20 protein-coding genes and 1 pseudogene are annotated in these 22,403 nt (G+C 73.8%); 8 read left to right on the top strand and 13 right to left on the bottom strand.

The features are described 5' to 3' along the window. Together ACZ466_RS50030 and ACZ466_RS50025 are read right to left on the bottom strand one after the other, a co-directional pair. A complete protein-coding gene (locus ACZ466_RS50030; RefSeq protein WP_378283774.1) occupies positions 1–363 on the bottom strand; it encodes a YciI family protein in 363 nt (120 codons plus the stop codon). Between the two features lie 119 nt (positions 364–482). Beyond that, positions 483–2,621, bottom strand: a complete 2,139-nt coding sequence (locus ACZ466_RS50025) for an ATP-binding protein (protein WP_378283773.1) — start codon at positions 2,619–2,621, stop codon at positions 483–485. 130 nt (positions 2,622–2,751) lie between these two features. On the opposite strand from ACZ466_RS50025, the gene ACZ466_RS50020 reads away from it, so the two are divergent. Beyond that, positions 2,752–4,308, top strand: a complete 1,557-nt coding sequence (locus tag ACZ466_RS50020) for an MFS transporter (protein ID WP_378283772.1) — start codon at positions 2,752–2,754, stop codon at positions 4,306–4,308. Positions 4,309–4,516: 208 nt separating this feature from the next. Next, positions 4,517–7,309: a leucine--tRNA ligase gene (locus tag ACZ466_RS50015; RefSeq protein ID WP_378283771.1), complete on the top strand. Its 2,793-nt coding sequence runs from the start codon at positions 4,517–4,519 to the stop codon at positions 7,307–7,309. 197 nt (positions 7,310–7,506) lie between these two features. Here ACZ466_RS50015 and ACZ466_RS50010 read toward each other — a convergent pair whose 3' ends face one another. Further along, positions 7,507–8,331, bottom strand: a complete 825-nt coding sequence (locus ACZ466_RS50010; RefSeq protein ID WP_378283770.1) for a methyltransferase domain-containing protein — start codon at positions 8,329–8,331, stop codon at positions 7,507–7,509. A 179-nt stretch (positions 8,332–8,510) separates the two neighbouring features. Between ACZ466_RS50010 and ACZ466_RS50005 the strand changes: the two are divergent. Then, a pseudogene (locus ACZ466_RS50005) lies at positions 8,511–8,606 on the top strand (GntR family transcriptional regulator); the annotation flags it as partial. Positions 8,607–8,736: 130 nt separating this feature from the next. Next, positions 8,737–9,888, top strand: a complete 1,152-nt coding sequence (locus tag ACZ466_RS50000) for an aminotransferase-like domain-containing protein (protein WP_378283784.1) — start codon at positions 8,737–8,739, stop codon at positions 9,886–9,888. A 39-nt stretch (positions 9,889–9,927) separates the two neighbouring features. On the opposite strand, the gene ACZ466_RS49995 is transcribed toward ACZ466_RS50000, so the two are convergent. The 3 genes from ACZ466_RS49995 to ACZ466_RS49985 form a co-directional block, all read right to left on the bottom strand. Continuing rightward, the gene (locus ACZ466_RS49995) at positions 9,928–10,953 is read right to left on the bottom strand and encodes an NAD(P)/FAD-dependent oxidoreductase (protein ID WP_378283769.1); all 1,026 of its coding nucleotides are present in this window, start codon (positions 10,951–10,953) and stop codon (positions 9,928–9,930) included. Positions 10,954–11,050: 97 nt separating this feature from the next. After that, positions 11,051–11,899, bottom strand: a complete 849-nt coding sequence (locus tag ACZ466_RS49990) for a DUF4132 domain-containing protein (RefSeq protein ID WP_464044062.1) — start codon at positions 11,897–11,899, stop codon at positions 11,051–11,053. 649 nt (positions 11,900–12,548) lie between these two features. Next, a complete protein-coding gene (locus ACZ466_RS49985) occupies positions 12,549–14,294 on the bottom strand; it encodes a hypothetical protein (RefSeq protein WP_464042138.1) in 1,746 nt (581 codons plus the stop codon). Between the two features lie 168 nt (positions 14,295–14,462). Between ACZ466_RS49985 and ACZ466_RS49980 the strand changes: the two genes are divergently transcribed. Further along, on the top strand, positions 14,463–14,777 hold the full coding sequence (locus ACZ466_RS49980; RefSeq protein ID WP_378283767.1) for a PGPGW domain-containing protein: 315 nt from the start codon (positions 14,463–14,465) through the stop codon (positions 14,775–14,777). A gap of 73 nt (positions 14,778–14,850) precedes the next feature. Here the strand turns inward: ACZ466_RS49980 and ACZ466_RS49975 are convergent, their stop codons facing one another. Both ACZ466_RS49975 and ACZ466_RS49970 read right to left on the bottom strand, forming a co-directional pair. Then, positions 14,851–15,414, bottom strand: a complete 564-nt coding sequence (locus ACZ466_RS49975; RefSeq protein WP_378283766.1) for a dihydrofolate reductase family protein — start codon at positions 15,412–15,414, stop codon at positions 14,851–14,853. 182 nt (positions 15,415–15,596) lie between these two features. Beyond that, positions 15,597–16,556: a helix-turn-helix transcriptional regulator gene (locus tag ACZ466_RS49970; RefSeq protein WP_378283765.1), complete on the bottom strand. Its 960-nt coding sequence runs from the start codon at positions 16,554–16,556 to the stop codon at positions 15,597–15,599. Between the two features lie 61 nt (positions 16,557–16,617). Here ACZ466_RS49970 and ACZ466_RS49965 point away from each other — a divergent pair, with 61 nt between their 5' ends. Continuing rightward, entirely contained in the window at positions 16,618–17,055 is a 438-nt protein-coding gene (locus ACZ466_RS49965; protein ID WP_464042135.1) for a VOC family protein, read from the top strand. Positions 17,056–17,067: 12 nt separating this feature from the next. Continuing rightward, positions 17,068–17,622: a YdeI/OmpD-associated family protein gene (locus tag ACZ466_RS49960; protein ID WP_378283764.1), complete on the top strand. Its 555-nt coding sequence runs from the start codon at positions 17,068–17,070 to the stop codon at positions 17,620–17,622. Positions 17,623–17,639: 17 nt separating this feature from the next. Here ACZ466_RS49960 and ACZ466_RS49955 read toward each other — a convergent pair whose 3' ends face one another. Both ACZ466_RS49955 and ACZ466_RS49950 read right to left on the bottom strand, forming a co-directional pair. Beyond that, positions 17,640–17,873 carry a hypothetical protein gene (locus ACZ466_RS49955; RefSeq protein WP_378283763.1) on the bottom strand — a complete coding sequence of 78 codons (234 nt, stop codon included), beginning with the start codon at positions 17,871–17,873 and terminating at the stop codon, positions 17,640–17,642. A gap of 150 nt (positions 17,874–18,023) precedes the next feature. Beyond that, positions 18,024–19,604, bottom strand: coding sequence for a beta-N-acetylhexosaminidase (locus ACZ466_RS49950; RefSeq protein ID WP_378283762.1), 1,581 nt, complete (start codon positions 19,602–19,604; stop codon positions 18,024–18,026). A gap of 183 nt (positions 19,605–19,787) precedes the next feature. Between ACZ466_RS49950 and ACZ466_RS49945 the strand changes: the two genes are divergently transcribed. Then, positions 19,788–20,360 (top strand): TetR/AcrR family transcriptional regulator, encoded by a 573-nt coding sequence (locus ACZ466_RS49945; protein ID WP_378283761.1) that lies wholly within the window; start codon positions 19,788–19,790, stop codon positions 20,358–20,360. 59 nt (positions 20,361–20,419) lie between these two features. Here ACZ466_RS49945 and ACZ466_RS49940 read toward each other — a convergent pair whose 3' ends face one another. Genes ACZ466_RS49940 through ACZ466_RS49930 form a run of 3 tightly spaced genes read right to left on the bottom strand, consistent with a single transcriptional unit; the run spans position 20,420 to position 22,349 of the window. Further along, entirely contained in the window at positions 20,420–21,520 is a 1,101-nt protein-coding gene (locus ACZ466_RS49940) for a winged helix DNA-binding domain-containing protein (RefSeq protein WP_378283760.1), read from the bottom strand. 5 nt (positions 21,521–21,525) lie between these two features. Then, on the bottom strand, positions 21,526–21,684 hold the full coding sequence (locus ACZ466_RS49935) for a hypothetical protein (protein ID WP_378283759.1): 159 nt from the start codon (positions 21,682–21,684) through the stop codon (positions 21,526–21,528). Positions 21,685–21,722: 38 nt separating this feature from the next. Then, positions 21,723–22,349 carry a DinB family protein gene (locus ACZ466_RS49930; RefSeq protein ID WP_378283758.1) on the bottom strand — a complete coding sequence of 209 codons (627 nt, stop codon included), beginning with the start codon at positions 22,347–22,349 and terminating at the stop codon, positions 21,723–21,725. Positions 22,350–22,403: the final 54 nt, after the last annotated feature.

The following is a 22,403-nucleotide window of genomic DNA, read 5'->3' as shown; positions in this document are numbered from 1 at the left end:
TCACATCTCCATCCCCGCGCTGTACATGATCGGCCGCACCTCCACGCCCAGGAACCGGGACTCGGGCATGTGCGCCGCGATCTCCAGCGCCCGCTCCCGGCTCTCGCAGTCGACCACGTAGTAGCCCGCCAGGTACTCCTTGGCCTCGGCGAACGGCCCGTCGGTCACCGCCGGCACGCCGTCCTTGACCCGGACGATCGCGCTGGTGGACGGATTGGCCAGCGCGTGGGTGACGACCATCTCGCCGGACTCGCGGAGCATCTTCTGGAACCCCTCGTGCGCATTCATGATCTCGTTGCGCTCGGCCTCCGACAGGCGCTCCCAGGCCTCGTCGTTCATGTGGATCATCAGCAGGTACTTCATCGGGTGCTCCTCACCTCACGGCCCCCCTCGCGGGGGCCTCTCACCTGCAGGTCGAAGCGCCCCGCCCGTTCTCGACATCCTTTCGCGAAAAGATCTCGGCCCGCTCGCCCGGCCCCGTTTCAACCGGGGTCGGGGGCCAGTTCCCTGAGGGCGGCGGCCAGGCCGTCGAGACGGTGCGCGTCGGCCGACTCGGTCAGGGCGGCCCACAGGGACCGGCCCGCCTCGCCCGGCCGGCCGCGCTCGATCCAGTACCAGGCCAGCGCCCGCGTCAGCCGCAGCGCCAGGTCGCCTTGGCCGCGCCGGGTCGCGCTCTCCAGCGCGGCGCGCAGGTTGGCGGTGTCGGCGTCCAGCCGCGCCAGCCAGCGCCGCCGGGCGTGCCCCTCCCGGAACGCCTCGGCGCACTCGGCGACCAGGGTGTAGTACACGTCGTGGCGGTGCTGGACGCGCTCGCGCTCGCCCGCCTCGCCGAGCCGCTCCAGGGCGTAGGCCGCCACCGACTCCAGGAGCCGGTACCGGGGCCCGCCGGGGCCGTCGGCCATGACGACCAGCGAGCGGTCCACCAGCCGGGCGATCGCGTCCACCACCTCGGCCTGCTCGACGCCGTCGCCCGAGCAGGTCTCCTCGGCGGCCTCCAGTGTGCAGCCGGCCGCGTGCACCGACAGCCGGCGCAGCACGGCGCGCTCGACGCCGTCCAGCGGCTCCCAGCTCCAGTCGATCGCGGCGCGCAGCGTCCGCTGCCGCTCCGGGACGCCGCGCCGGCCCGTGCCCAGCAACCGGAACCGGTCGTCCAGGCGGGCGGCCAGCTGCACGGCGCCCAGGGCCCGCACCCGCGCGGCCGCCAGCTCCAGGGCCAGCGGGATCCCGTCCAGGCGGCGGCAGATGGCGGCGACGGCCGCCGCGTTCCCGAGGTCAAGGGCGAAACCGGGCGCGGCCGCCGAGGCGCGCGCCTCGAACAGGCGCACCGAGGCGGCACGGCGCAGCGCCTCCGGATCGCGGTCGCCGCCCGCGGGCGCCTCCAGCGGCGGGACGACCCGCAGCAACTCGCCCGACAACCCCAGCGGCTCGCGCGCCGTGGCCAGGATCCGCACGCCCGGCGCCGACCGCAGCAGCCCGTCGGCCAGCTTGGCCACCGGCTCGATCACATGCTCGCAATTGTCCAGGACCAGCAGCGCCCGCCGCCCGGCCAGCTCCTCCAGGGCGCGGCCGGCGTCGTCGTCGCGGACGCCCATCGCGGCGGCCACCGCCTCGGCGACGCCCTCGGGGGAGGCGGTGTCGCGGGGCAGGCCGGACAGCTCCACCCAGAAGGTCCCGTCGGGGAAGGAGTCGCGCGCACGGGCCGCGGCCTCCAGCGCGAGCCGCGTCTTGCCCACCCCGCCCGGACCGGTGAGCGTCACCAGCCGGAACGCGCCCGCCAGCGCCTCGACGACCTCGCCCGCCTCCGCGTCCCGCCCGATCAGGTCGTCGGGAGGAACGGGCAGGTTCGCGGGCGGCCGGACGGGCGGGACGGCGGGCGCCCGCAGCGCCGGGTCCTGCCGCAGGATCGCCTGATGGAGGGCGTCCAGCTCGGGGCTGGGATCCAAGCCGAGCTCGTCCCGCAGCCGGACGCGCAGGCGGCGGTACCCCTCCAGGGCGTCGTGCTGCCGCCCGGCCCGGTACAGCGCCCGCATCAGGCCCGCCTGGGTGCGTTCGCGCAGCGGATGGCGTTCGGCCAGCGCGCTGAGCTCGGCGATGAGCGCGTGGTGCTCGCCCAGCGCCAGGCGCGCCTCGGCCAGCTCCTCCAGCGCGGTCAGGCGCTCCTCTTCCAGGCGGGTGACGGCGGCGCGGGCGAAAGCGTCCTCGCCGAAGTCGGCGAACGCGGGGCCGCGCCACAGGGCGAGGGCGTCGTTCAGGAGGGCCGCCCTGGCGGCAGGGTCACCGGCGCGGCGCGCCCTGGCCGTGAGGTCCTGGAAGCTTCGCGCGTCGACGTCCCCGGCCTTGAGCAGGTAGCCCGCAGGACCCGACTCCACCAGCCCGCGCCCGCCCGGCTCGGCCTCCTCCATCGCCCGCCGCAGCTGCGAGACCTTCACCCGCAGCGCACCGGCCGGCTTGCCCGGAGGCTCCGCGGCCCACAGGTCCTCGATCAGCCGGCCGGGGGAGACCGGCCGGCCCTCGGCCGCCAGCAGCGCCGCCAGCAGCATCCGGACCTTCAGCTCGGGGACGCGGACCGCGCGCCCGCAACCGGTCCACACCTCCAGCGGGCCGAGCACCCCGAAACGCATGCCCCAACACTAGCCCGGCCATAACCGCGTCCGAATCCCGTCATAACACCCCCGCCCCAGGGTGGTCATGCGGCGGACGGGACGTCCCGGCCGCCGCATGACCGACCCTTTGGAGAGAGGCGAACCCACGATGTCCGCAACCGTCGCGCCCCAACCGGGCCACGGCCCCGGCTCCGGGCCGGCCTCGGGGAAGGCCGCGCGGGCCGGGGCCCGGGAATGGGCGGGCCTGGCCGTGCTGGCCCTGCCCACCCTGCTGCTGTCCCTGGACAACACCGTGCTCTTCCTGGCCCTGCCGCACCTGGGCGAGGACCTGAGACCGGGCCCCACCCAACTGCTGTGGATCATGGACGTGTACGGGTTCATGATGGCCGGGTTCCTGGTGACCATGGGCACCCTCGGCGACCGGATCGGCCGCCGCCGGCTGCTGGTGACCGGCGCCGCCGCCTTCGGCGCGGCCTCCGCGCTGGCCGCCTACGCCCCCACCGCCGAGGCCCTGATCGCCGCGCGGGTGCTGCTGGGCGTCACCGGCGCCACCCTGATGCCCTCCGCCCTCGCCCTGATCAGCACCATGTTCCGCGACGAGCGCCAGCGCACCCTGGCCATCGGCGTGTTCACCGGCTGCTTCATGGGCGGCGCGGCGCTGGGCCCGATCGTCGGCGGCGCGCTGCTGGAGAGCTTCTGGTGGGGCTCGGTCTTCCTCATCGGCGTGCCCGTCATGCTGCTCCTGCTGATCACCGCGCCGCTGCTGCTGCCCGAGAGCCGCGACCCCGGCGCCGGCCGCGTCGACCCGCCCGGCGTCGCGCTGTCCCTGCTGGCCATCCTCCCGTTCATCTACGGGCTCAAGGAGATCGCCAAGGACCCCGCCCAGCCCCTCGCCTACGCCGCGCTCGCCGCCGGGGCCCTGTTCGGGACGCTGTTCGTCCGGCGCCAGCGGACCGTGCCCCACCCGCTGCTGGACCTGCGCCTGTTCCGGCGGCGCTCGTTCAGCGCCGCGCTCGTGATCGTCCTGTTCGGAATGGTCGTCCAAGGCGGCGTCTACCTGTTCGCCAGCCAGTACCTGCAGTCGGTCGAGGGCCTGTCACCGCTGCGCTCCGGGCTGTGGCTGGCCCTGCCCACGCTGGCGCTGGTCGCCGGATCCCTGCTGAGCCCGCTGGCGGCGCGGCGGATCCGTCCCGGCACGCTGATCGCCGCCGGACTGGTGACCGCCGCCGCCGGGTTCCTGCTGATGGCCGCGGCCGACGGGCCCGCCGCGCTCATCAGCGGGATGACCGTCGGCTTCCTCGGCACCGCCCCCGTCGGCGCGCTGGGCATCGGCCTGATCGTCGGATCGGCGCCCCAGGAGAAGGCCGGAGCGGCGTCGGCCGTCGCCGAGACCTCCGGCGAGTTCGGCATCGCGCTGGGCGTCGCCGTGCTGGGCAGCGCCGGGACAGCCGCCTACCGGGCCCTGCTCGACGTCCCGGCGGAGGCACCGCCCGAGGCGGAGACGGCCGCGCGCGAATCGGTCGGCGGCGCCGTGACCGCCGCCGAAGGGCTCCCCTCCCCGCTGGCCGGGCAACTGCTGGACAACGCCAAGGAGGCGTTCATGAGCGGGCTGGGCGTCACGGCCCTGATCAGCACCGTCCTGGTCCTGGCCCTGGCGGCGCTCGCCGCGGCCCTGCTGCGCCACCAGCCCCCCATCGGCCGCTGACCACCGTCCGGGGCGGCCGCCCTCTGTCCGCGGCGGCCGCCCCGCGACCAATAGGGCCTTGGTGATGTACTCTCGCGCCATGGCCTTCCCACAGAGCCTTCTTCTTCTCGAGCCGCGTTGACACGCTGAACAGCTGTCAGCGCGGCCGCCCCTCATGCACTGAGGGGCTTTTTCATTTCCCGGCCCAGGCGAACCCGCGGTGACGAGGATGATGAACGAGAAGACCGACACTGGAAACGACCGGCCGCCCTTCCGCTACGACGCGCGGACGGCGAACGAGATCGAACTGAACTGGCAGGAACACTGGGAACGCGAGGGCACCTTCGGCTCGCCCAACCCCGCCGGGCCGCTCGCCCGCGGATTCGACCGGATGGCGGGCCGGCGCCCGTTCTACGTCCTCGACATGTTCCCCTATCCCAGCGGCGCCGGGCTGCACGTCGGCCATCCGCTCGGCTACATCGGCACCGACGTGTACGCCCGCTACCGGCGCATGGCCGGCGACCACGTCCTGCACACCTTCGGGTACGACGCGTTCGGGCTGCCCGCCGAGCAGTACGCCATCGACACCGGCCGCCACCCGCGCGAGACGACCGCGGCCAACATCGCCGCCATGCGCCGCCAGCTGCGGCGGCTGGGCCTGGGCCACGACCGGCGCCGCGGGATCGCCACCAGCGACGTCCCGTTCTACCGCTGGACCCAGTGGATCTTCCTGCGGCTCTTCGGCGCCTGGGTGGACGAGCGCACCGGCCGCGCCCGCCCGATCGAGGACCTGGTCGCCGAGTTCGAGAGCGGCGCCCGGCCCGTCCCCGGCGGCCGGAGCTGGGGGGAGCTGACCGCGGTGGAGCGCCGCCGCGCCGTGGACGCCCGCCGGCTGGCCTACGTCGCCGAGGAGCCGGTCAACTGGTGCCCCGGCCTGGGCACCGTCCTGGCCAACGAGGAGGTCACCGCCGAGGGCCGCAGCGACGTCGGCAACCACCCCGTCTACCGCAGGCCGCTGCGCCAGTGGATGCTGCGGATCACCGCGCTCGCCCAGCGGCTGATCGACGACCTGGACGACCTCGACTGGCCCGCCTCGCTCAAGCGGATGCAGCGCAACTGGATCGGCGCCAGCGACGGGGCGCACATCACCCTGGCGGTCGCCGGCGACGCGTCCGGACCGGGCATCGAGGTCTTCACCACCCGCCCCGACACCCTGCCCGCCGCCACCTACGTGGTCCTGGCCCCCGAGCACCCCATGGTGGAACGGCTCGTCGCCGGGCCCTGGCCCGAGGGCACCCCGGAGGCGTGGCGCCACCCACGGGGCCGCGCCGGAAAAAGGGAATGGACGCCGCGTGATGCCGTCGCCGCGTACCGGGAAACGGTGGAGCGTCTCAGCGACCGGCAGCGCACGTCCGACAGCACGGACAAGACCGGAGTGTTCACCGGCGCCCACGCCGTCAACCCCGTCACCGGAACCCCGATGCCGGTCTTCCTGGCCGACTACGTGCTCCCGGGATACGGAACGGGCGCGATCATGGCCGTCCCCGACCATGACCAGCGCGACCGGGAGTTCGCCGACGAGTTCGGCCTGCCCGTCCGCCTCGAATCAGGGCCCACGGCCGAATGGCAAGGCGTCACCGACGCCATCGCATGGCTGGAACGGCACGGCATAGGCGAAGGAGTCCGCTCCTACCGTCTGCGCGACTGGCTGTTCTCGCGCCAGCGGTACTGGGGCGAGCCGTTCCCGATCGTGTACGACGAGCACGGAATGCCCATCGCCCTGCCCGAGAGCATGCTGCCCCTGCAACTCCCCGAGATGACCGACTTCCGCCCTGAACCGCAGCAGGACGACTCCAGTCCGCCCGTACCACCCCTGGCCCGTGCCAAGGAATGGGCGACCGTCGAACTCGACCTGGGCGAAGGCCCCAAGCGGTACCGCCGCGAGCTGAACACCATGCCGCAGTGGGCGGGATCCTGCTGGTACTACCTGCGCTACCTCGACCCCACCAACGACACGGCGTTCGTGGACCCCGAGGTGGAGGGCTACTGGATGTCCCCGCTCGACCCCGCAGGCCCCGGGGGAGTGGACCTGTACGTGGGGGGCGCGGAGCACGCGGTCCTGCACCTGCTCTACGCGCGGTTCTGGCACAAGGTCCTGTTCGACCTCGGCCACGTCTCCACCAAGGAACCGTTCGCGCGCATTTTCAACCAGGGGTACGTCCTGGCCGACGCCTTCACCGACGATCGCGGCATGTACATCCCCGCCGCCGAGGTCGTCCAGGCGGACGACGGCTCGTGCACCCACCAGGGACGCCCGGTGACCCGCCGCGCGGGCCGGATGGGCAAGAGCCGCAAGAACGGCGTCAGCCCAGACGAGCTGTACGAGCGCTACGGCGCAGACACCCTCCGCCTGCACGAGATGGCGATGGGCCCGCTGGACACCGACCGGCCGTGGCGCACCGACGACATCATGGGCGTCCACCGCTTCCTGCAGCGGCTGTGGCGCAACGTCGTCGACGAGCACACCGGCCTGCCGCGCGTCGCCGACACGCCGCCCGACGCCGACACGCTCCGCAGGCTGCACCAGACCATCGCCGCCGTCCGCGAGCACTTCGACGAGCTGCGCTACAACACCGCCATCACGCGGCTGATGGAGCTGAACACCCACGCCGCCAGGCTGGAGAGAGTGCCGCGCGAGCTCGCCGAGGCCCTCGTGCTGATGGCGGCGCCGCTGGTCCCGCACATTGCCGAGGAGCTGTGGAGCCGTCTCGGCCACCGGGAGTCGCTCGCCTGGGCGCCGTTCCCGGAGGCCGAGGCGTCCCTGGCCGCCGAGCGGGTCGTCACGATCCCGGTCCAGATCAACGGCCGGACCCGCTTCACCCTGGAGGTCCCCGCCGACGCGGAACGCGAGCAGATCGAACGCCTCCTGACCGGGCACGCCGACTTCGCCGCGCACACCGACGGCCGCGCCGTCCGCCGCCTGGTCATCGTCCCCGGCCGGATCGCCAACATCGTCCTCTGAGCCCGCGGGCGGCCACCCGCTGAGATCGGCGGGTGACATCTCGGGTCGCCCCGGCGCTGTAACGGATGTCGGTCACAGTGCTCTTGGCCGCCGTCTGGTACACCCGCCTCCGGGCCGGTCCCCAACCCGGCCCGGCGGCGGGGCCCGGGGTTCTCGCGCCTCAGCGCATACGGCTCCACCGGCCACGGCCTCACCGGTCATGGCCTCACTGCGACGGCCTTGAAGAAGGTGTAGTGGAAGGTGCCGTCGCCTTCGGCCGTCCGGTGCAGGTCGGCGATGCCCTGGTCCCAGTCGGCGCGGGTGGTGAGACCGGCCGCGACGGCCTTCTCGCCCACGGCCTCGACCATGGCGGTGAAGGTGGCGCGGGTGAAGCCCTCGGCCAGCGCGGGCCGGGTGCGGTCGGCGTAGACGGTCCTGGGGCGCACGGTGACGTGGCCGTAGCCGGCGGCGTCCAGGAGCGGATGCAGCCGCCGGCCGATCAGCGCGTCCCCGCCCGCGCCCGCCTGCAGCCGCACCAGATGCCCGATCGCGGCGCGGGCGCGGGCGCTGTCGGGGTGGAAGAACGCCGAACCGTGGTCGCCCTCGATCACCGTGATCGTCCCGCCCGGTCTCAGGACCCGCCGCAGTGCGGTGAGCGCCTTCAGCGGGTCCCGCAGGTGCTCCAGCACGAAGCACACGAAGAGGTGGTTGAACGAGGCGTCCGCGAACGGCAGGTCGAACAGGTCGGCGCGGTGCCACTGCACGTCGGCACCGGGGGACTGGGCCCGCACCCGTTCGCGGGCCTGCGCGAGCGACGCGCCGGAGACGTCCACCGACACCAGGCGGGCGCCCGGACTCGACGCCACCAGGTGCACCGTCTGGGCGCCCACCCCGCATCCGGCCTCCAGCACGCGGCTCCCGGCCGGGTAGCCGGTGCCCGCGTGCAGCAGTTCCGCCAGCGTGTCGGCCTGGTCGCCGAGGCGCCGCGCCTCGTGCTCGGAGTAGCCGTGGACGTAGGGAGCCGGGGACGTCGTCGCGTTCATGCGTTTCACGGTGCCGCCACAATGGACCGCGTGAACAGGTCCAATCAGGCCATGCCCGACCAGTCCATAACGCCGCCGGCCGGTTTTCCTCGGCGGGTTCGGACTTCCTCCAGCTCGACATCGGCGAGGCTCCGCCGGGCGGGCTGTCGGACTGGCTGGCCGAGCGGTTGCGCGCGGCCGTGTCCGACGGCCGCCTGCCGGTCGGCAGCAGGCTCCCGGCGACCCGCGTCCTGGCCGCGGAGCTGCGGGTCTCGCGCGGCGTGGTCACCGAGGCGTACCAGCGCCTCATCGAGGACGGACACGCCGCCGGGCAGGGCCGCCGCGGAACCATCATCGTGGCCGCCCCAGTCACCGCCTCCCCGCCGCCGTCCGCGCCGGGCCGTCTCCTCGCGCGCACCCGGAGCTCTGTTCGACGCCGAGCCCGGGGCCGACGTCTACGACGCGCTCCGCGAGGCACCCGCCCGGATCGACCTGTCGCCCGGACTGCCCGACCTGGGCGCCTTCCCCCGCGCGGCCTGGCTGCGCGCCGAACGCGCCGTCATCGGCGACCTGGCCGCCTCCGGCTTCGGCTACGGCGACCCGCGCGGCACCCTGGAACTGCGCCGGGCCGTCTCCGGCTGGCTGGCCCGCAACCGCGGCATCACCGCCGACCCGGGCGAGATCCTGGTCGTCTCCGGCACCGCCCAGGCGCTCGGCCTGTTCGCGCAGGTCTTCCGCGACGCGGGCATCCACGAGGTGGCCATGGAGGACCCGGGCTCGCTCGGCGCCCGCCAGCACCTCGAGCACTGGGGCCTGCGCACCCCGCCCGTGCCCGTCGACGGCGACGGCGTACGCGTCGACGAGCTGCGCGCCCAGGGCGCCCCCGCCGTGCTCGTCACCCCCGCCCACCAGTTCCCGACCGGCGTCGTGCTCGGCGGTGAGCGGCGCCGCGAGCTGATGCGATGGGCCGCGGACGGCGGACTGGTCGTCGAGGACGACTACGACGCCGAGCACCGCTACGACCGCCCTCCCGTGCCCGCCCTGCGCGCGATGCTCCCCGAGCGCGTCTGCTACGCGGGCAGCGTCTCCAAGCTCCTGGCCCCCGCGCTGCGCGTGGGCTGGATCGTCGGGCCCCCGGCCCACCGGGACGCGCTCGTGGACGCCAAGCGCTTCGCCGACCTCGGCAACGCCGCGCTGCCCCAGCTGGTGCTGGCCCGCCTCATGGAGTCCGGCGAGCTGGAGCGCCAGCTGCGGTTCCTGCGCCGCCGCCACCGACGCCGCCGCGACGCCATGATCCGCGCGATCGGGACCCGCCTTCCCGGCGCGGTCGTGCACGGCGCCGCCGCCGGCCTGCACCTGATGATCACCTTCGACGGCGGCGGCGGCCCGGGCGGCGATCTCCGCGACACCGACCTGGCCGCGGCGGCGCTGGCCCGCGGCGTCAAGGTGCACCCGCTGTCCTGGCACAGCCGGCGGCGCGACCGGCAGGGCCTGGTCATGGGCTACGCGGCGACCCCGCCGGGCGCCATCGACGAGGCCGTCGCCACCCTGGCCGCCCTTGTCCGGGAGCGCTCCTGACACCGCTCCCGGACGCCGCACGTCCCGTGCCGGGCGGCGCTAGAGGCCGTGGCGGGCGTCGCTGAGCACGGACTCGGCCGCCTCACGCTCCGCCTGGGCGGAGAACGGCTCGCGCCGGGCCGCGACCGCCCACCGCGTCTCCTCCGCGACCAGGTCGGCGTTGATCACCGCCCCGGCCCGCACGCCCGCGGCCGCCGCCCCGATGAGCTGCTCGGTCGGCGCCACCACGTTCCCCGCCGCCCACACCCCGGGGACCTCGGTCGCCCCGGACGGATCGACCGGAACGCGGGTGCCGATCACCTGCCCGCCCATCTCCAGGTCCACCGTCGCCAGCCCCAGGCCCGCCAGGAAATCGGCGCGGACGTCGAGCCCGGTCGCCACGGCCAGGGCGCGGCGGCGGATCACCCGGCCGCTCTCCAGCCTCACCCCCTCGAGCCGGTCGTCCCTCACCTCCAGGCCGGTGACCAGCCCGTCCACCACGGCGATCCCGCGCGCCGCGAGCTGCTCGTACTCCTCGTCGCCCGGCTCGGGGCCGCTGTGCAGGAAGAGCGCGACGTCCTCGCTCCACTGCCGCCACAGCAGGGCCTGGTGCACCGCCAGCGGGCCGGTGGCCAGGACGCCGATCGGCTGGTCCCGCACCTCCCAGCCGTGGCAGTACGGGCAGTGCAGCACGTCGCGCCCCCACCGTTCGGCCAGGCCGGGGACGTCGGGCAACTCGTCCACCAGCCCGGTCGTCACCAGCAGCCGGGACGCCTCCACCGCCGCCCCGTCCCGCAGCACGACGCGGAAACCGCCGCCGTCCAGGCGCTCGGCCGACGCGACCTCACCGGAGACGACCTCCCCGCCGTAGGAGGCCACCTCCGCGCGCCCGTCGGCCAGCAGCCGTTCCGGCGGAGTGCCCTCGCGCCCCAGGTAGGCGTGCGCGTGGGCGGCGGGCGCGTTGCGGGGCCGGCCCGCGTCGACGACCAGCACCGAACGGCGCGCCCGCGCCAGCGCCAGCGCCCCGCCCAACCCGGCGGCGCCACCGCCGATGACCGCGACGTCATAGCGCTTCGACTCGTTCATGGGTCCATACCTCCGTTCACGGGAGAGAGTGCGTCCCGCGAACCTGGTATGGCAACATTCATTGCCGTTCCGGCAAAATCCGGGCGTGGGCGGGCGGTCAGGCCTCCGGGATCCCGGTGACGGCGGTCAGCTCGGCGAGGAGCTCGCAGGCGGCGATCGAGTCCAGCGCGGCGGCGCCCCCGGAGATCCACGCGCCGATGGTGACCTCCTCGGCGGGGTCGCGGTACCCGATCGCTACCGCGGGCTCGAACCCGATCACGGCGCTGGCACCTCCGGGCAGGGGACGGGACAGCCCGGCAACGATCCCCGCGTCGCCCGGCGATTCGTGCTCCCAGCCCTGCCGCTCCAGCGCCAGCAGCCGCCCGAGCGGCACCCGGACCCCCTGGAAGCGGGCGAGGTCGCCCGTCTCGCGCTCTTGGGGCGTGAGCTCGTGGACCGGACGGCCCAGCTGGGCGAACGGCTGCGCGATCTCGTAGTCGGCGAAGACCGCGGCCCATGCCTCCACCGAGCCGGTCAGGTCGAGGCGGTGGGGGATGCGGACCCACGCGCCGCCGGGCAGGACGAGGGCGTCGTCGGCGGAGTCGGCGAACGTGCCGTCCTCGGCCACCCGGAAGGCGGTGCCGTCGCCCGTCTGCCACACCAGCCTCCGGACCAGGTGCCCCAGCAGCGGATGGCCCGCCAGCAGGCGCCGGAAGTCGGCCGGCGGCCAGCGGCGGCGCTCGATCATCGCGGTCTCCAGCCGCCGGATCTGCACGGCGGCCACCGTGCGGACGTCCTTCTTCAGCGCCGCGAACCGCTTGTACGCGGCGGGCGCCAGGCCGGGGTCGTCGTTCGCGCCGGCCTTGGGCAGCGTCCGGCGCGGCCTGCCCCGCTTGTCCAGCACGTACGGCTTGAGCTGCTCGTCGAAGCCCACGGTGAAGCGGCGCGGGCCGTAGTCCAGGACCATGCTGCCGGCGGCGTCCAGCCCGAAATCGGGCACGAGACGGTCGGCCAGTTCGTCGCCCGACAGCCCCAGCTCGGCCGCGACCCGGGCGACCGTCTCCTCCGCCTGGCGCTGGAGCCCCTTGTAGCGCGGCTTCTGCGCGATCCCGTGCAGGTGCGTCAGCGCGACGTCGGTGCCGATCTCGGCGAGCACCTCCAGCCCGGCCGCGGCCCTCTTGTGCAGGCTCCGCCCCGGCCAGGCCTTGATCAGCGGGGTCAGCCGCCGGGCGGCGTCGTCGCCGCCGAACCGGCCGAGCTGGGTGAGCGCCCAGCCGTCCCCGGAGGGCGCTCCGGCACCCTGCCAGCGCTCGAAGACCGCCCAGGAGAACTCGGCCAGCGACGCCTCGTCGCAGGCTTCGCGCACCTCGTCCACGCCGGCGTACCCGACCCCGGGCCGCACCAGCGACATCAGCGTCAGCAGGTGGCGCGTCGCCGCGGCGGGCAGCGCCCGGTCACCGCCTTCCAGCAGCACCCGGGGAAGGTGGGCGGGCTCGGCCCACTCGCCGATCTTCGAGGGACGGGCCGGCGCGAGGTCGAGCGGATCGGTGCGCATGAGATCGGCGATCGCGTCCGCCGCCACCCTTCCGTGGATGCGGGCGGCCTCCACGATCGGCTCAGCGCCCTCCCGGGCGGCGATGAGCAGGAGGGCGGCCTCCGCCGCGTGCCGGTCCCGTCCCACCGGGCCCAGCGCCACCGGGATCAGGGGCAGCGCGGCGGCGAGGCGGTGGCGCTCGAACCAGGCGACCGCCGTCGGCCGCGCCGACTTCACCCGCAGCGCCCAGCGGGCCATCAGGGACGCCACCTCCGGCGTCACGAACGGCAGCAGGGCCTCCTGGCGGTCGCCGGAATGCTCGGCGGCGGCGCGGACGAGCAGCGGGACGGCATCGAGCTCGTACCGGGCCGCCAGGCGCCGCGCGCGCCACCTGATGACGTGGATCTCGCGGGGGGGACCAGCGGCGGAACAGCGGACGAACCCTTTCCTCGGGGCCGTCGGCGAACAGGTCCGCCGCCCTCCGGTCCGTCAGGGTGCCCGTCTCGAAGTCGGCGATCTCCTGATCCCAGTGGCTCTCCGTCTCCCAGAGGGAGGAGACCGCCCAGGACTCGCGCTCGCCGGGCCTCCAGGTGACGGCGGTGTAGTCCAGCGCGACCGGATCGTCGATGACGACGGCGCCGGGGCGGGCGCGGTCGCGCTCCCACGGCGGATCGGCGAGCGTGCCGGGCAGATCGGAGCTCCGGGCGTCCGGGACGGCCGCCCCGCCGGGCGCGCCCGTCCCCTCGCCGCCGGGGAACAGGTCGGGGTGGGTCAGTCGGTGCTCGGCCAGCAACTCGGCGGCGATCGCGGCGGCCTTGCCGGTCCCGGCCGCGGCGGGCGGCAGCAGCCGCGCGGCCCTGGCCGGGAAACGCTTCATCGCGGCGGCCAGCGCGGGGCGCACCCGGTCTCGATCGGCCCGGTCGGCCAACGCCTGGAACGCCTCGTCGGTCGGGATGACCGCCAGCAGCTCGGACGTGTGGCGCCGGCCCGGCACGTTGCGCGCCGTGTCATAGGCGTCGGCCAGCAACGGCGCCATGGCCGCGCCCACGCCCTCCACGGCGGTGTTGGCGACATCGGCCTGCGTGCCGTACCAGCCGAGCGGGCCGAGCCCCGGCAACTGCGCCGCCGACCCGATCGAGCACCACAGCATCCAGTCGTGCATGTAGTGCAACGCGGCGCGCCGCGCGCCGCCCCTTTCGGCCAGGCACTCGTCCACCCAGTCCCGCCGGGTGGGCACCAGGTAGGCGGTGACGAGCCGCAGCAGGAAGTTGTCACGGAAGCCCGCCAGGCGGGCGACGGCCTCCTCGTACTCGGCGTCACCGGCGGCGGCCAGAACGGCGCGCATCCGGCGGAGCGCGCCGCGGGTGCCGTACCAGTGACCGTGCTCCTGCCAGGGGTCCCGCAGGGTCACCCACGCCTCCGACACCGTCCCCCGCTCGATCCACCTCCACGTGGGCTCGGCCACGCTGATCGCGGCGACCGCGGCCGCCGCGTAGGCGATCCCGTGGTCGGCGCACCAGGCGTCCACGAGCCCGGCGTGCGGATCGTCCCGCCAGTCCTCCCGGCGGATCGCGATCTGGCCGGCCACGGCGGCGCCGAGCGGGTCGTCCCCGCCGTCGAGGTGGCGGCGGGCCGCCGCGACGAGCCCGGGGTCGCTGCGCGGGTTGCCGAGCAGCTCGCCGACCTCCGCGGCCCCGGCCGCGATCTTGTCGCGGAGCGCCGCGCCCGCGCCGGGATCGAGCTTGACCGCGGGCCCCGGTGCCCCGCCGCGGCGCGGATGGAGCCGGCGCCGCCAGGGCACCGGCACGACCAAGGAGTCCTCGTCCATGCCGCCACACCGTAGGCGCCACGTCCGACAACGAACCGCGCCCCGCGCAGCCGCCGGAACAGCCGCGGACAGGGTTGTGGCGATGATCACAATGCGGCGGATTGGACAGTCGCCGGCGCCGTTCCGGACGTCTGTAGGAACAAGAGCCACGTCCAGTGAGGAGCTTCCGTGCCCAGCACCGCGCCCGACCAGACCACCGCCGGGACCGCAGTCGACGTCGTTCCGGCGGGGGACGTCAGGCCCCGGACCCGCCTGCGGCTGGCCCGCAAGATCGCCGTAGCGGTCGGCGGCGTCCTGCTGATCCTCGCGGGCATCGTGATGATGGTGCTGCCCGGTCCCGGGGTGGTGGCGATCCTCGCGGGACTCGGGCTGCTGGGCACCGAGTTCCCCGCCGCCCGCCGCGTCAGCGAACGGCTCCAGGGCTATATCCGCGCCGCCTGGCACAAGGTCCGTCCCCCCAAGAAGGCCAAGACGACCGCCTGATCGGCGCCCTCGCCGCAGGCACCGGGCGAACCGGCGTCGTCGTGCTCGTCGTCGAGCCGCAGCGGACGTCGCGTCAGGGGCGCCGCGGCTCGTAGTGCAGCGCGGTGATCCCGCACTCGAACGGCCGCGCCGACACCAGGCGAAGCGGCTGGCGGGCGTCCAGGGCGGGGAACACGGGCATCCCGGTGCCGATCGCGGCCGGGTTGACGAACAGGTGCAGCTCGTCGAGCAGCCCCGCGGCGATCAGGTTCCGCACGAAGGCGCCGCCGCCGTAGGCGATCATGTCGCCGCCCGGGCGGGCCTTGAGCCCGTTCACGGTCTCGGCGAGGTCGCCGCCCGCGACCACCGCGTTCTTCCACGGCGACTCGGTGAGCGTGTCGCTGATCACGACCTTGGGCGTGTTGTTCATCCAGTCGATGGACGCCTGGTCCTCGCCCTCCGGGCCGGACTCCCAGGCCGGGATGAAGCCCTCGGCGAGCTTGCGGCCCAGCACGATGGTGTCGACCGTCTCGGTGAGCGCGTTGATGTAGGTGCTGACGTCGTCGCTCCACGAGAGCGTCAGCCAGTCCATCTCGCCGTTCGGTCCGGCCATGTAGCCGTCGACCGTGGTCTGGACCTGAAGCTTGAACGTGCGCATGATGCTTGCCCCTCGCCGTATCCGCGGAGCAGCGGGCCTGCCCGGCCCACTGTTTCCTTGTGTTCGTAGCCTGGCGGAACCGGTTTACGGATTGTTTACGGCTTCCGCCCGGTACGACCGCTTCCGCGCCTGCGCGGCCTTGACGGTGTCCAGGACGCGATCGGCACGCCTTGGCCGCGGGGTCACCGGGCCGCGGCCTTGTAGCGGTCGGCGAGGGTGTCGAGCAGGGTGCGCAGCTCGGGCGGGTCCAGGACGGTGAAGTCGACGTTGAGCGAGCCCAGGAAGGTGGCGAGCTCGTACAGGCTGTCGCCCCCGGTTTCGAGGATCGTGGTGCCGTCGTCGACGCGGTGAAGGAGCCCTGCGGCCGGAGTGAGACGCTCGGCGAGGGCCGACTCGGGGGCGTGGAAGCGGATTCGGGCCTGGTGGCGCCAGGCCGTGGAGCCCGCGCCGCGTACGACATGGGCGGCCGCGTCACCGCCCGGGGGCTCACGCGGAGTGAAACGGGGCCCGTTGGGCGTGCGGGGGCGGAGGCGGTCGACGCGGAAGGTCCGCCAGTCGTCGCGGTCGCAGTCCCAGGCCAGCAGGTACCAGCGCCGCCCGGTGAAGACCAGGCGGTGCGGCTCGGCGGCCCGGACCACGGACTTCGCGTCCCGGCCGCCGCCCCGGTAGTCGAACCGCAACTGCTCGCTGTCGCGGATGGCCGCGGCGATGGCCGTCAGCGTGCCCGACTCCACGGCGGGCGCGCCGCTGCTCACGAACACGGTGGCAGCGCGCACGGCCTCGATGCGGTGGCCGAGCCGCGACGGGAGCATCTGCTGGAGCTTGGCGAGCGCCCGCAGCGACGCCTCCTCGATGCCGGTCACGGTGCCCCCGGCGGCGGCGTGCAGGCTGACGGCCACCGCGACGGCCTCCTCGTCGTCCAGCAGCAGCGGCGGCAGGGCGGCACCCGAACCGAGCCGGTAGCCCCCGGCGGTGCCGGTGGTCGAGTCGACCTGGTAGCCCAGCAGGCGCAGCCGTCCGATGTCGTTGCGGACGGTCCTGGAGGTCACCTGGAGCCGGTCGGCCAGCTCGGCGCCCGACCAGTCGCGCCGTCCCTGCAGCAGCGACAGCAACCGCAGGAGCCGTACCGATGTCTCCAGCATTCTTCCAGTCTCCCACCGTTGAGGAACCAGAGGTTCCACAAGGCCCCGTAACGTGCGCGGCATGAACAAGGGGATGCTCAGAGGAATGGCCACCGTCAACTACTGGGCGGACGACCTGGAGGCGGCCAGGCAGTGGTACACCGAACTGCTGGGCGTCGAGCCGTACTTCGACCGGCCCGGCCCGGACGGGCGGCCCGCGTACGTCGAGTTCCGCATCGGCGACTACCAGCACGAACTGGGCCTGATCGACAGCCGCTACGCGCCGGGCGGCGCGGCGCGCGGCCCCGCCGGCGCCGTCCTGCACTGGCATGTGGACGACGTGAAGGCCGCCCTGGACCGCCTCCTGGCGATGGGCGCCAGGCCGCACCAGCCCATCACGGAGTGGGGGACCGCGGGGTTCGTCACCGCTTCGGTGGTCGACCCGTTCGGCAACGTCCTCGGCATCATGTACAACCCCCACTACCTGGACGTTCTCGCCGGCGAACCGGCCGGATCGTAGGCGGGAGACCCCATGGAGGCACTCGACTTCGCCGCCGCCGCCCAGTGGGAGTCCTGGCTGGACGGGCACCACGAACTGGAGGCCGGAGCCTGGCTGAAGATCGCCAAGAAGGGCTCGGGCAGGACCTCGATCACGCCGGCCGAGGCCCTGGACGTCGCCCTGTGCTACGGCTGGATCGACAGCCAGCGCAAGGCCCACGACAAGGACCACTACCTGCAGCGTTACTCGCCGCGCCGATCGGGGAGCGCATGGTCCAGGGTCAACGTCGAGAAGGTCGAGGCGCTCATCGCCGACGGGCGGATGCGCGAGCCAGGCCTTGCGGCGATCCTGGCCGCCAAGGCCGACGGCCGCTGGGACGCGGCCTACGAGTCTCAGCGCAACGCCACCGTCCCACCCGACCTGGCGGCAGCCCTCGCGGACGACGAACGGGCCCGGGCCCGGTTCGGGCAACTCGGCAGGACCGAGCGGTACGCCCTGTTCCTGCGCCTCATGAAGGCCAGAACACCCGAGAACCGAGCCGTCCAACTCGACCGGATCATCGCGTCCTTGTCGAACCCCCGCCGGTGACTCGGCCGACCCGCCGCTCACCCGCACCCGGTCTGATTCTCCTCACAGGCCGCGAGGGCCCCCGCCCCGGTGATGTAGCCGAGGTATTCCTCGTGGCCGGGGGACAGCTGGGCGACTCTGATGGCCAGCGAGATCGCGATGGGCGTGATGAACGCCATGTAGACGCCGAAGGTGGCCACGACGATGAGCCAGATATAGGCGGCGCCCACCCGCGGCGGGTCGACGGTTCGGTGGCCGGGATCAAGGGGCACGCCGGCGGGTGGCTGATCAGCCGGAGTGAATGCCATGAGGACCTCGCAGGGGGATGAGCGCGGCATTCGGGAACGGACTCATCAAGACCGCCGTGACCGCGGAAGCGGCGTGGTCACGAGACAGGACCTTCGGGACGGACCTGCCGGCCGTCATGGTGCGGGCGGCCATTCCACCGAAGCGGCGTGATACCAGCCCCAGTCCGCGCGCCTCCACATTCCGGCGTGCCGGGCCAGTCCTGTGCGGTGCCGTTCCCAGCTGAAACCGCCCGGCGGTGCCCACCCCGCCTCGGCCACTCCGGGCAGCCGGGGGAGGAGCAGTTGCTCAAGGTCGTCGGCATCTTGGACGGTTTCGCACCACAGCGCCGCCTCCACCCCGACGATCACCGACGGGTCGATCCCCGGCGCGACGTCGAGCGGCTCCCAATCGGCGAAGGCCTCCAGGGATGTGGCCGGATACGACCGCAATCCGAGCCGGCCGCGCCCGGCCTCCTGGGAAGGGTCGGTGGACGGGTCGCCATGGGGCCGGTCCAGATAGGCGTGGGCGTTGGGCGACAGGAGCACGCCCGTCCTCTTCCGGGCTGCCTCGGGCAGGTCACCGGTGGCCTTGGCGAACATCGTCGCCAGGAACGCCAGGTCGGCCGGGAACTGCGACACATCACGGGCGGCGGCTTCTGCGGCGAAATCGATCCAGTACTGGACGATCTCGTCCGGGCCCAGATCGCCTCTTACGGCCTCCTGCCACCCGATGGCCTTCTTCCCCAGTTCTCGCACCAGCCGCACGGCGCCGGAGACGAACCGGGCGTGGTCGTCATCGGTCATGCCGAACGCCTCATCGCCGCCGATGTGGATGTAGGCGCCCTCGGTGAGCACCTCGCGCACGAAACGCCAGACCAGGTCGGAGCCGGGGGCCAGGCTGCCGAACGATGTCGGCGGGCCGGCCACGGGCCGGTGCGCCAGGTCCGGGTGGGCGGCCAGCGCCGCGCCGACGTGGCCGGGCACGTCGATCTCGGGCACGATGGTGACGAACCGCTCACGCGCATACGCCACCAGGTCGCGGAACTCCTCCCGGCTGTAGTAACCGCCCGGCCGGCCGTTGCGGGCACCGCGTGCGCCGATCTCGGTCAGACGAGGCCAGGAGCTGATCTCCAGCCGCCACCCCTCGTCATCGGTCAGATGCAGGTGGAGCACGTTCATCTTGTAGAGCGAGAGCATGTCGATGACGCGTTTGACCTCGTCGATCGGCAGGAACGTGCGGACCACGTCCAACGACAGCCCGCGCCAGGCGAATCGGGGCGCGTCCAGCACCCTGCCGCACGGCACGCGGCCGCCCCCGGACCCGGCCAGCTGCACCACCGACGTCAGCCCGCGGTGCACACCTTCGGCCTCCCCGGCCCGGACCCGCACCCCTTCGCGGTCGACCTCCAGCGCATAGGACTCGCATCCGGCATCGCCGTCGTCGGCACGCCGCCCGCCCGGCACCGCAAGCTCCCGGACACCGTCCGCGCCGGACTCGATCCGTACTGCGGGACGAGCGGAGACGGCCTCCTCCACACGGGGTACCGGCAATTCGATGCCGGTCAGACACCGCAGCGTGTCACGAAACCTCGTGACCAGCGGGAGCAGCGCGGCATCACCCAGCGACAGCGTGCGCGCCTCCGCCAGGACGAGCTCGCCCTCGCCCCGTCGGGCCGTCACCGGCGAAGGGATGAGACCCAGGAGCGTCTCCGCCATCACCGCACCGCCGTGGCGGCCGCCCGGCATCGAACACTCTGAGCACTCAACCTGCGGGAAGGCATGGTCACGCGCCCAACTCCCCATTCGAACACTATTTAACAGATGTTAGATAGCGGGGATACTAAGCTGGCGGACGCGTTGCTGACAAGAGCCCGCCACCCCGGCGAACCCTGGAGCTCGATGACCGACCGACTCGCCCCGGCGCTCCGGCGGCGGCACATCCTCACGACCGCGATGAAGGTCATCGCTCAGGAGGGCTACTGCGGCCTGACCCTGCGGGCCTTCGCCGGCCACTGCGGCATGACCGCGCCCGGCCTGCTCCACTACTTCAGCGGGATGCCAGAGATCCTGGTCGCGGCCTTGCGGCTGCGGGACGAGTCCGACCGGGCCGAGCTGGCGGCCATGCTGGCGTCCACGCGCACGCTGCGGGAGGCGTTGGACACCGTGGTCGGCTACAACGCCGCTCGCCCGGAGCGCGCCCGTTTCTACGCCGTCGTCCAGGCGGAAGCGATCGATCCCGAACATCCCGCCCACGACTTCTTCCGGGAACGCCCCACCGAACTCGCACGGCTACTCGCGCGAAGTGACACCACCGCCGGCGATGAAGCCCTCGTCCGCCACGTCCTCGCCGTGCTCGACGGTCTTCAGACGCACTGGCTGCTCGACCCCGACACCTTCAGCCTCACCGACGCCTGGACAACCGTGGCAGACGCGCTGCTCGGCCCGACCGCCCAAACGCCCATCCGTTCATAGGCGCAGCACCAGCCACCGCGCGACGGCATCCGGACCGGCGACCCGCAACCGCGATTCCATCAACCAGGAGCCGCGGCGATCTGCACGCGCCGGCTGTCGTTGTCGGAAAGGAACGACGCCAGCGCCTGCCCCTCCTCGGCGACGGCGGTGCGGTCGGCTCGGGAGAAGCGGCGCAGCGGGGTGACGGTCACGGTGCCGTCCGCGACGGTCCAGGTCGCCGCGACCCGGCCGTCGACCAGGACGACGCGGGCGCCGGCGACCGACAGGCCGCGGTGGGCGTCGTCGATGATCCGGCTGCGGTCGTCGTAGCCGAGGATCGCGTTGTCGAAGGCCGGCAGGAACCGCACCGGGGCGGGCGTGTCGGGGTCGGGGCGCGGTGCGTTGGGAAGGTCCAGCAGTTCCCGGCCCCGCTCGTCCCGGAAGGTGATCAGTTCCTCGCGCAGCGCCGCGACCGCCGCCGGCAGTCCGGCCAGGCCGCACCAGGCGCGCAGGTCGGCCGTGGCGGCGGGGCCGAACGCGGCCAGATACCGCCGTACCAGCACCTGGCCGACCGGATCGGAGCCGTCCGGGTCCGGCGGGTCGATCTCACGCCCGAGCCACGAGGAGAGCGGGACGTTGCGAACGCCGGCCCTCGTGCGCCACAACCCGCGCGGCGGCAGCTGCACCATCGGTACGAGGGCGGCGATCAGCATCTCGCCCAGCGCCCGCGGTCCCGGCGCCGGCCAGCGGTCGGCCAGCGCCCGCGCGAGTTCGGTCATCGAGCGGGGCTCGCCGTCGGCCATCACCGCCCGCCCGGCTGCCGCGAGCTCGTCGAGGTCCACGCCGGCGAGCTCGCGCCGGTAGGTCCCGAGTACGCGCTGGCGCAGCATGGCGTTGTGGCGGGCCCGCCAGGCCAGAACGTCGTCCGCTGAGACGAGGTGGACGGTGCGGCGCATGAGGTGGGTCCGCACCACGCTCCGCCCGATCAGCAGGTCCGAGAGCACCGCCGGGTCGAACGCGTGCAGCCGCGACCAGAGCCCGACGAACGGTTCCTGCGGCTCCTGTGCCTGCAGCCCGCACAGGTGCGCGACGGCGTCGAGAGCCGGCGTGTCGGCTCGATCGAGCAGCAACTGGCGGGCGAGTGTCGCGCGGTTGAGCGCCCGGGCATCGAGGACGGTCATCGCGCTCATGCCGCGCGGTTGACGGCCGGTGAGGAGAAGAACCCCGCGCGCGGACCGCCGTCAAGTACGCGCTCGGTGCCGCTGGCCTGGCCGGACGTGCTGGTGCCCGGACGGCGGTGGGGGCTGACCCGGACACCGGTCCGCCCCGCCTCGTGCGTCTTCACGGTGACGTTCCCTTCGATTCCGTTATGTCGTTCACCGGTCAGGTCGACGTCCGGCCGTCGAGCGCCTCGCGCAGGATGTCGGCATGCCCGGCGTGCTGGGCGGTCTCGGCGATGACGTGCATCAGCACCCGGCGCACGCTGCGTACCGCTCCCGGCTCGTGCCAGGGCGCCTCCGGCAGCGGGTGCGCCGCCGACAGGTCGGGGACGGAGGCGATGATCTCCTCGCTGCGGGCGGCGACCCGCTCGTAGCGTTCGAGGATGCCGGCCAGCGTCTCACCGGGCAGTATCCGGAACTCGTTCTGGTGATCAATCGCCCACTGCGGGATCTCGCGGGCGGTACCGGCCGCGAAGTCGGCCCAGGTGACGCCGTCCGGCAGGTCGTAGCGGATCGCCGACGGGCCCTCGACCACGAAGCGCATCCACGATTCCTCGGTGGACGCGACGTGCTTGATCAGCCCGCCCAGGCACAGCGCGCTGACCGTCGGGCGCTCCCCGGCCTGCTCGTCGCCGAGGTCGCGCGTCGCGCCGGTCAGGGTCGAGCGCGCGGCCGCGAGCACGGCGAGCAGGTCGGCCCGCTCGCCGTCGAGGGTGGAGGGAGGCGTCGCGGTGACGGTCACAGTGGTCGAACCCTTCGGGTCGTTCTCGGTGTTCGGTACGAGATCCACGGTCGCAGGAGTAGCGGTCAGGGAGTGTCCGCTTCTCAGGGCAGTATCGAAGTC

This window comes from Actinomadura rugatobispora (genome assembly GCF_055379765.1).
The sequence above is the reverse complement of the archived record's forward strand: the minus strand, read 5'-3'. Positions and strand labels throughout refer to the sequence as shown.